The organism is Embleya sp. NPDC050493 (genome assembly GCF_044458105.1).
Lineage (GTDB): Bacteria > Actinomycetota > Actinomycetes > Streptomycetales > Streptomycetaceae > Embleya.
In genome coordinates this window covers 75717-82387 of sequence record NZ_JBITHP010000038.1, presented here as the reverse complement: position 1 = coordinate 82387, position 6671 = coordinate 75717, and the positions used below count along the sequence as shown (strand labels likewise).

General features: G+C 69.8%; 5 protein-coding genes. 4 read left to right on the top strand and 1 reads right to left on the bottom strand.

Translation table 11 applies throughout. The features are described from left to right. Nucleotides 1-114 precede the first annotated feature (114 nt). Nucleotides 115-1017 (bottom strand): neutral zinc metallopeptidase, encoded by a 903-nt coding sequence (locus ACIBM5_RS42305; RefSeq protein ID WP_396011998.1) that lies wholly within the window; start codon nt 1015-1017, stop codon nt 115-117. 285 nt (nt 1018-1302) lie between these two features. Here ACIBM5_RS42305 and ACIBM5_RS42300 point away from each other — a divergent pair, with 285 nt between their 5' ends. The 4 genes from ACIBM5_RS42300 to ACIBM5_RS42285 all read left to right on the top strand — a co-directional run bounded on the left by ACIBM5_RS42300 (nt 1303) and on the right by ACIBM5_RS42285 (nt 6614). Next, nucleotides 1303-2901 carry an ABC-F family ATP-binding cassette domain-containing protein gene (locus ACIBM5_RS42300; RefSeq protein ID WP_396011997.1) on the top strand — a complete coding sequence of 533 codons (1599 nt, stop codon included), beginning with the start codon at nt 1303-1305 and terminating at the stop codon, nt 2899-2901. Between the two features lie 408 nt (nt 2902-3309). Continuing rightward, nucleotides 3310-3543 (top strand): helix-turn-helix domain-containing protein, encoded by a 234-nt coding sequence (locus ACIBM5_RS42295; protein ID WP_391582519.1) that lies wholly within the window; start codon nt 3310-3312, stop codon nt 3541-3543. A 244-nt stretch (nt 3544-3787) separates the two neighbouring features. Further along, complete coding sequence (locus ACIBM5_RS42290) at nt 3788-4537, top strand: enoyl-CoA hydratase/isomerase family protein (RefSeq protein ID WP_396012002.1); 750 nt, start codon at nt 3788-3790, stop codon at nt 4535-4537. 175 nt (nt 4538-4712) lie between these two features. Further along, nucleotides 4713-6614 carry an ABC transporter ATP-binding protein gene (locus ACIBM5_RS42285; RefSeq protein WP_396011996.1) on the top strand — a complete coding sequence of 634 codons (1902 nt, stop codon included), beginning with the start codon at nt 4713-4715 and terminating at the stop codon, nt 6612-6614. The last annotated feature ends 57 nt before the right edge of the window (nt 6615-6671 follow it).

Here is a 6671-nt window from a genome sequence, read left to right as displayed (position 1 = left end):
CTTCCCGGGCGGGCGGGGTTCTTGCGCCTCTGCGGCGGGGGGGGGGGGGGGCCATTCTGGGCGGGCGGGGGTGGTTGCCATCTGGGTGGGTCGGGGCGGGGGTGGGGGTGGGGGTTATAGGCGGGATGTGAAGGTGTCGCATTTGGTGGGGTCGCCTGTGGTGTAGCCCTGGCGGAACCATTGTTGGCGTTGGGTTGCGGAGCCGTGGGTCCAGGTTTCCGGGGTTACTCGGCCCTGGAATTGTTGTTGGATGCGGTCGTCGCCCACGGCTGCTGCGGCGTCGAGGCCGTCGGCGATGTCCTGGTCGGTGAGTTGGGTGATCAGGGGGCGGCCGTTGGCTTGCGGGGTGGTGGTCGCGTGTTTGGCCCAGACGCCGGCGTAGCAGTCGGCCTGGAGTTCGAGGCGGACGGAGCCGCTCTGCGGGCCCTCGCGGTCGTTGCCGACCTTGGCCATTTGGCCGGTCAGGTCCTGGATGTGGTGGCCGTACTCGTGGGCGAGCACGTACGCCTCCGCGAACGGTCCGCCCCTGGCGCCGAACTTGCCGCGCAGTTCGTCGAAGAAGCCCAGATCGATGTAGACCTTGCGATCGCCCGGGCAGTAGAAGGGGCCCACCGCCGAGGTCGCCCCGCCGCATGCGGTCGAGGTGCTGCCGGTGAAGAACCGGGTCGGCGCCGGCTTGTAGGTGGTGCCCCGGCTCCGGTACTCGCTCGTCCAGTACGTCTGCACGCTGTTGACCACCCCTACGATCCGGCAGTCGTCGCGCGCGTTGGCGTCGGTGCCCTTGCGGCACGAGTCCTCGACGGCGCGGTTGTCCGCGGGGGCCGGGGCCGAGCCGCCGCCGTCGCTCAGGCCGAGCCGGTCCGGGCTCAGGCCGAAGATCAGGCCGAGCACCACCGCGATCAGCCCCGCCGCGCCGCCGCCCACCGCGATCCCGGGCCGGCGCAGCCCGCCGCCGCCCGAGCCGCGGCTGTCCTCGATCTGTGACGTGTCGAGATCCGCGTCGTCGTCGAACTGCATCGGGCACCGCCTGGGGACGCGAAGGGGAGGTGAAGGGATGTGAGAGGAGGTGAGGGGCGTGAAGGATGGCGACTGACGGATATCCCCTTTTCGGCTTTTTATGGCCCGGGTCGCCCTCGCGTCCGCAGGACGCCCGGAAATCCGCCGCGAGCGCTCCCGTAGACTCGGGTGCATGGTCGGTTTCTCTGGATATCCCCGCGAGCGGCCTTAGAGCGGTGTGGCTTCCCCGCGAGCCCCGCACGACCGTCCGTCTTCGTCAGTCCCCGACCGGGAGTCCAGTCCTTCATGATCAACGCAACCAACGTCGAACTACGTGCCGGCGCCCGCATCCTGCTCGAACCGGCTTCCTTCCGGGTCGCGGCCGGCGACCGGATCGGCCTGGTGGGCCGCAACGGCGCCGGCAAGACCACCCTCACCAAGACGCTCGCCGGGGAGACCCAGCCCGCGTCCGGCACCATCACCCGCACCGGCGAGGTCGGCTACCTCCCGCAGGACCCGCGCACCGGCGACCTGGACGTGCTCGCCCGGGACCGCATCCTGTCCGCACGCGGGCTGGACGTGGCGCTCTCCGGGATGCGCGAGGCCGAGGGCCTGATGGCCAGCGCGAGCGGCGAGACCGCCGCGAAGGCGATGCGCAAGTACTCGCGGTTGGAGACCGAGTTCCTCACCAAGGGCGGCTACGCGGCCGAGGCCGAGGCGGCCACCATCGCGGCCAGCCTGGGTCTGCCGGACCGGATCCTGGGCCAGGAGCTGCACACCCTCTCCGGTGGTCAGCGGCGCCGGGTCGAGCTGGCCCGGATCCTGTTCTCGGACGCGGACACGCTGCTCCTGGACGAGCCGACCAACCACCTCGACGCCGACTCGATCGGGTGGCTGCGCGACTTCCTCAAGACCTACAAGGGCGGCTTCATCGTGATCAGTCACGATGTCGGCCTGATGGAGGCGTGCGTCAACAAGGTGTACTACCTGGACGCCAACCGCACCACCATCGACATCTACAACGTCGGCTGGAACGCCTACAAGCTCCAGCGCGAGACCGACGAGCGCCGCCGCAAGCGCGAGCGGGCCAACGCGGAGAAGAAGGCCGATCAGCTCTTCTCGCAGGCGGACAAGATGCGGGCCAAGGCGACCAAGACGGTGGCCGCGCAGAACATGGCCCGGCGCGCCGAGAAGCTGCTCTCCGGGCTGGAGAGCGAGCGCAAGTCGGACAAGGTCGCCAAGCTGCGCTTCCCCAAGCCCGCGCCGTGCGGGAAGACCCCGCTTATGGCGACCGGCCTGTCCAAGTCGTACGGCTCGCTGGAGATCTTCACCGACGTCGACCTGGCCATCGACAAGGGCTCGCGAGTGGTCATCCTGGGCCTCAATGGCGCCGGCAAGACCACGCTGCTGCGGCTGCTCGGCGGCGTCGAGGCGCCGGACACCGGCAAGATCGAACCCGGCCACGGGCTTCAACTGGGCTACTACGCGCAGGAACACGAGACGCTCGACCCGGAGCGCACGGTCCTGGAGAACATGCGCTCGTCCTCGCCCGACCTCGACCTGGTCGAGGTGCGCAAGGTGTTGGGGTCGTTCCTGTTCTCCGGCGACGACGTGGACAAGCCGGCCGGGGTGCTCTCCGGTGGTGAGAAGACCCGGCTCGCCCTCGCGACGCTGGTGGTCTCCAAGGCCAACGTGCTGCTCCTGGACGAGCCCACCAACAACCTCGACCCGGCCAGCCGCGCCGAGGTGCTGGACGCGCTGCGCACCTACGAGGGCGCCGTCGTCCTGGTCACCCACGACGAGGGCGCGGTCGAGGCGCTCCAGCCGGAGCGGACCATCCTGCTCCCGGACGGCGTCGAGGACCTGTGGAACGAGGACTACGCGGACCTGGTCGCGCTCGCCTGATCCATCGGGCGCCGCGCCCGGACACCCGGAACCACCGACACCCCGTCGGGTTGCCTTCATCGGCAACCCGACGGGGTGTTCGCTTTCGTCCCCCCGCCGGGTTTTCACCACGAAACCCTCACAAGGGGAAGCCATCGTTCCGGTCTGTGGGTGATTCCGGTCACCGGCCTCGACGGCGACGCAGAGCAAGGTCGCGAATCTCATGGGTGACCAGCGCCTTTGTCGACGGACACAGGATTCGGTCAAGCATTCGGCACGGGAAGGCGTGATTCCGCTCGGGTGATCTTTGTGTGCATGAGGCCACGCGCCGCGATGATCAAGCCTTCGGGCCTGGTGGAATCACTGGCCATGCCATGCCTCAGGGGTGATCATGGGATTCCAGAGCGCACTTCCTATGAGGAGGCACGTGTGGCCGAGACTCTGAAGAAGGGCAGCCGGGTGACCGGTGCCGCGCGCGAGCAGCTCGCGGCTGACCTCAAGAAGAAGTACGACTCCGGTGCCAGCATCCGCGCCCTCGCGGAGGAGACGGGCCGTTCCTACGGCTTCGTGCACCGGATGCTCAGCGAGTCCGGGGTGACCCTCCGAGGCAGGGGTGGGGCAACGCGGGGCAAGGCCAAGACCGCCGCGTCGTCCTCGTCCTGAGGTCGAGCTCCGGAGGATCGGCAACACCGTACCGTCCGTCGAACGACCATGTGACCGACCGGTAACGTCGGGCACGTGGTCGTTCGACGGAAGCGACCCGAACACGGGAGGGACCGTGGACGTGGTGGCGAATCGGCTCGACGGTACGAACAGCGACGACAGTACGAACAGCAACGGCGGCACGGACAACAACGGCGGCGGGGTCGGCAGTGCCGGCCACGCGGCACGGCAGGACCTTTCGGTCGTGATCGAAGGTTCGTTCGCGGTGGTGACCCTCACCAACCCCGACCGGCGCAACGCGCAGACTCCCGCGCTCTGGCGCGCGCTCGCCGCAGTCGGTCGCGACCTGCCCGGTGACGTCCGGGCCGTGTTGTTGCGCGCGGAGGGCACCTCGTTCTCCGCGGGCCTGGATCGGCGGATGTTCCCCGGTGGCGGAGGCATCCCGGGGGAGCCGGATCTCGTCACCCTGGCCGGGGCGAGCGACGACGAACTCGACGCGACCATCGCCTCGTTCCAGGAGGCGTTCACGTGGTGGCGGCGGCCCGATCTGATCACCGTCGCCGCCGTGCAGGGGCATGCGGTGGGCGCCGGCTTCCAGTTGGCGCTGGCCTGCGATCTGCGGGTGTGCGCCGACGACGCGCGCTTCTCGATGCGCGAGACCGCGCTCGGTCTGGTCCCGGACCTGGCCGGGACCAAGCCGTTGGTCGACCTCGTGGGGTATGCCCGCGCCCTGGAGATCTGCGTCACCGGGCGCTGGGTCGGCGCCCAGGAGGCGGTGGCGACCGGGCTGGCCACGCTCACGGTGCCGCGCGAGGATCTCGACGGCGCCGCGCGCGACCTGCTGGCCGCGCTGCTGGCCGCGCCGCGAGACGCGGTGATCGAGACGAAGGCCCTGCTCGCGGGCGCTTCGGCGCGTACGTACGACGAACAGCGCGCCGCCGAACGCGCGGCCCAGGCCCGCCGACTGCGCGACCTCGCCGGAACGGGCGAGTGACGGGCGCATAGCGGGCGCACGGCGAGACCCACGTCACATCCCGGGCCGCCGCCTGCGCGAAAGCCGGGCGGGGCCCGGGACTAAGCGGACTCGTGCCGGTGTTCCCGTACACGAAGTGCTGAGTGTGACTCAGGATTTTGTTGTCTTCATTCGATATGTACGGGAGCGAGGCGTGATGAGTGGCGGCGGCCCGATGGGCATGAATCTGCGGTCCTACACGCGCGACGCGTCGGTGGTCGAGCGCAAGCTCGCGCCCGGCACGGTTCGGCGGGTGGGCGAGTTCGCGAGACCCTTCGCGCGGCAGATCACCGCGTATCTGATCCTGGTCGTGATCGGCGCGGTGTTGACCATCGTGCCGCCGCTGCTCGCGCAGCGGATCGTGGACGATGGGGTACTCGAGGGCAACGGTCACCTGGTGACCGTGCTCGCGATGGTGGTGGCGGGCATCGCACTGCTCGCCGCCGGGTTCGGCCTGGCCGAGCGGTGGTATTCGGCGCGGATCGGCGAGGGCTCGATCTACGAACTGCGCAGCCGGGTGTTCGCGCACGTGCAGCGGCAGCCGATCGCGTTCTTCACCCGGACCCAGACCGGCGCGTTGATCTCGCGGCTGAACAACGACGTGCTCTCCGCGCAGCGCGCGTTCACCTCGACCCTGGCCGGCGTGGTGTCCAACCTGGTGAGCCTGGTGCTGGTCGCGGGCACGATGTTCTACCTGGCCTGGCAGATCACCCTGATCTCGCTGATCCTGCTTCCGCTGTTCCTGCTGCCGGCCAAATGGATCGGTCGCCGGTTGCAGACCATGACGCGCGAGCAGATGCAGCTGAACGCCGAGATGTCGACCGTGATGACCGAGCGGTTCAACGTCTCCGGCGCGATGCTGGCCAAGATCTTCGGCCGGCCCGAGGAGGAGGACGCGCTGTTCTCCGGGCGGGCCGCCCGGGTGCGCGACATCGGCATCCGGATCGCGTTGGTGAACCGGGTGTTCGCCACCGCGCTGACCCTGGTCGCCTCGCTGGCGACCGCGCTGGTGTACCTGATCGGCGGGCATCTGGCGGTGGACGGGCGGCTGACGGTGGGCACGCTGGTCGCGCTCACCGTGCTGCTGGGCCGGCTGTACGGGCCGCTGACCGCGCTGGCGAACGTGCGGGTGGACGTGATGACCGCGCTGGTCAGCTTCGAGCGGGTCTTCGAGGTGTTCGACCTGCCCGCGATGATCGCCGACAAGCCGGATGCCGAGCCGCTGCCGGCGGATGCGGCCACCGTCGAGTTCGACGGCGTCGGGTTCGCCTACCCGGGTGCGGACCAGGTGTCGTTGGCCTCGCTGGAGAGCGTCGCGGTGCTCGATCGGCGCCGCTCCGAACCGGTGTTGCACGACGTGTCCTTCCGGGCCGAGCCCGGTCAGGTGGTGGCCCTGGTGGGCCCCTCGGGTGCGGGCAAGACCACGATCACCTCGCTGGTCGGCCGGCTCTACGACGTGACCGAGGGGTCGGTGCGGATCGGCGGCCACGACGTGCGCGACGTCACGCTGGACTCGCTGCGGGACGCGGTCGGCGTGGTCACCCAGGACTCGCACATGTTCCACGACACGATCCGGGGCAACCTGCTCTACGCCAAGCCGGACGCGAGCGAAGAGGAGCTGTGGGCCGCGCTGCGCGGGGCGAACATCGGTGATCTGGTCGCCGAGTTGCCCGATCGGCTGGACACCGTGGTCGGCGAACGCGGGCACCGGTTGTCCGGCGGGGAGAAGCAGCGGCTCGCGATCGCCCGACTGCTGCTCAAGTCACCGCGCGTGGTGGTGCTCGACGAGGCGACGGCACACCTGGACTCCGAGTCCGAGGCGGCGGTGCAGCAGGCGCTGGCCACCGCCCTGGAGGGCCGTACCGCACTGGTGATCGCCCACCGGTTGTCCACCGTGCGCGACGCGGACCTGATCCTGGTGGTGGACGGCGGCGGCATCGTCGAGCGGGGCACGCACGCCGAGTTGCTCGTTCGGAACGGACTGTACGCGGACCTGTACCACCGTCAGTTCCGGGACCGGGAAGCGGAAACGGCGGATTCCGAGGTGCTGGCCGGGTGAGCCGCGCGTCGGCCGACCGCAGCTCGGGCCGGCAGGTAGTGTGTTGATATTCCAAAT

Coding starts and splice junctions, on each gene's coding strand:
- ACIBM5_RS42305 (WP_396011998.1), bottom strand. CDS start 1,017: ATGCAGTTCGACGACGACGCGGATCTCGACACGTCACAGATCGAGGAC.
- ACIBM5_RS42300 (WP_396011997.1), top strand. CDS start 1,303: ATGATCAACGCAACCAACGTCGAACTACGTGCCGGCGCCCGCATCCTG.
- ACIBM5_RS42285 (WP_396011996.1), top strand. CDS start 4,713: ATGAGTGGCGGCGGCCCGATGGGCATGAATCTGCGGTCCTACACGCGC.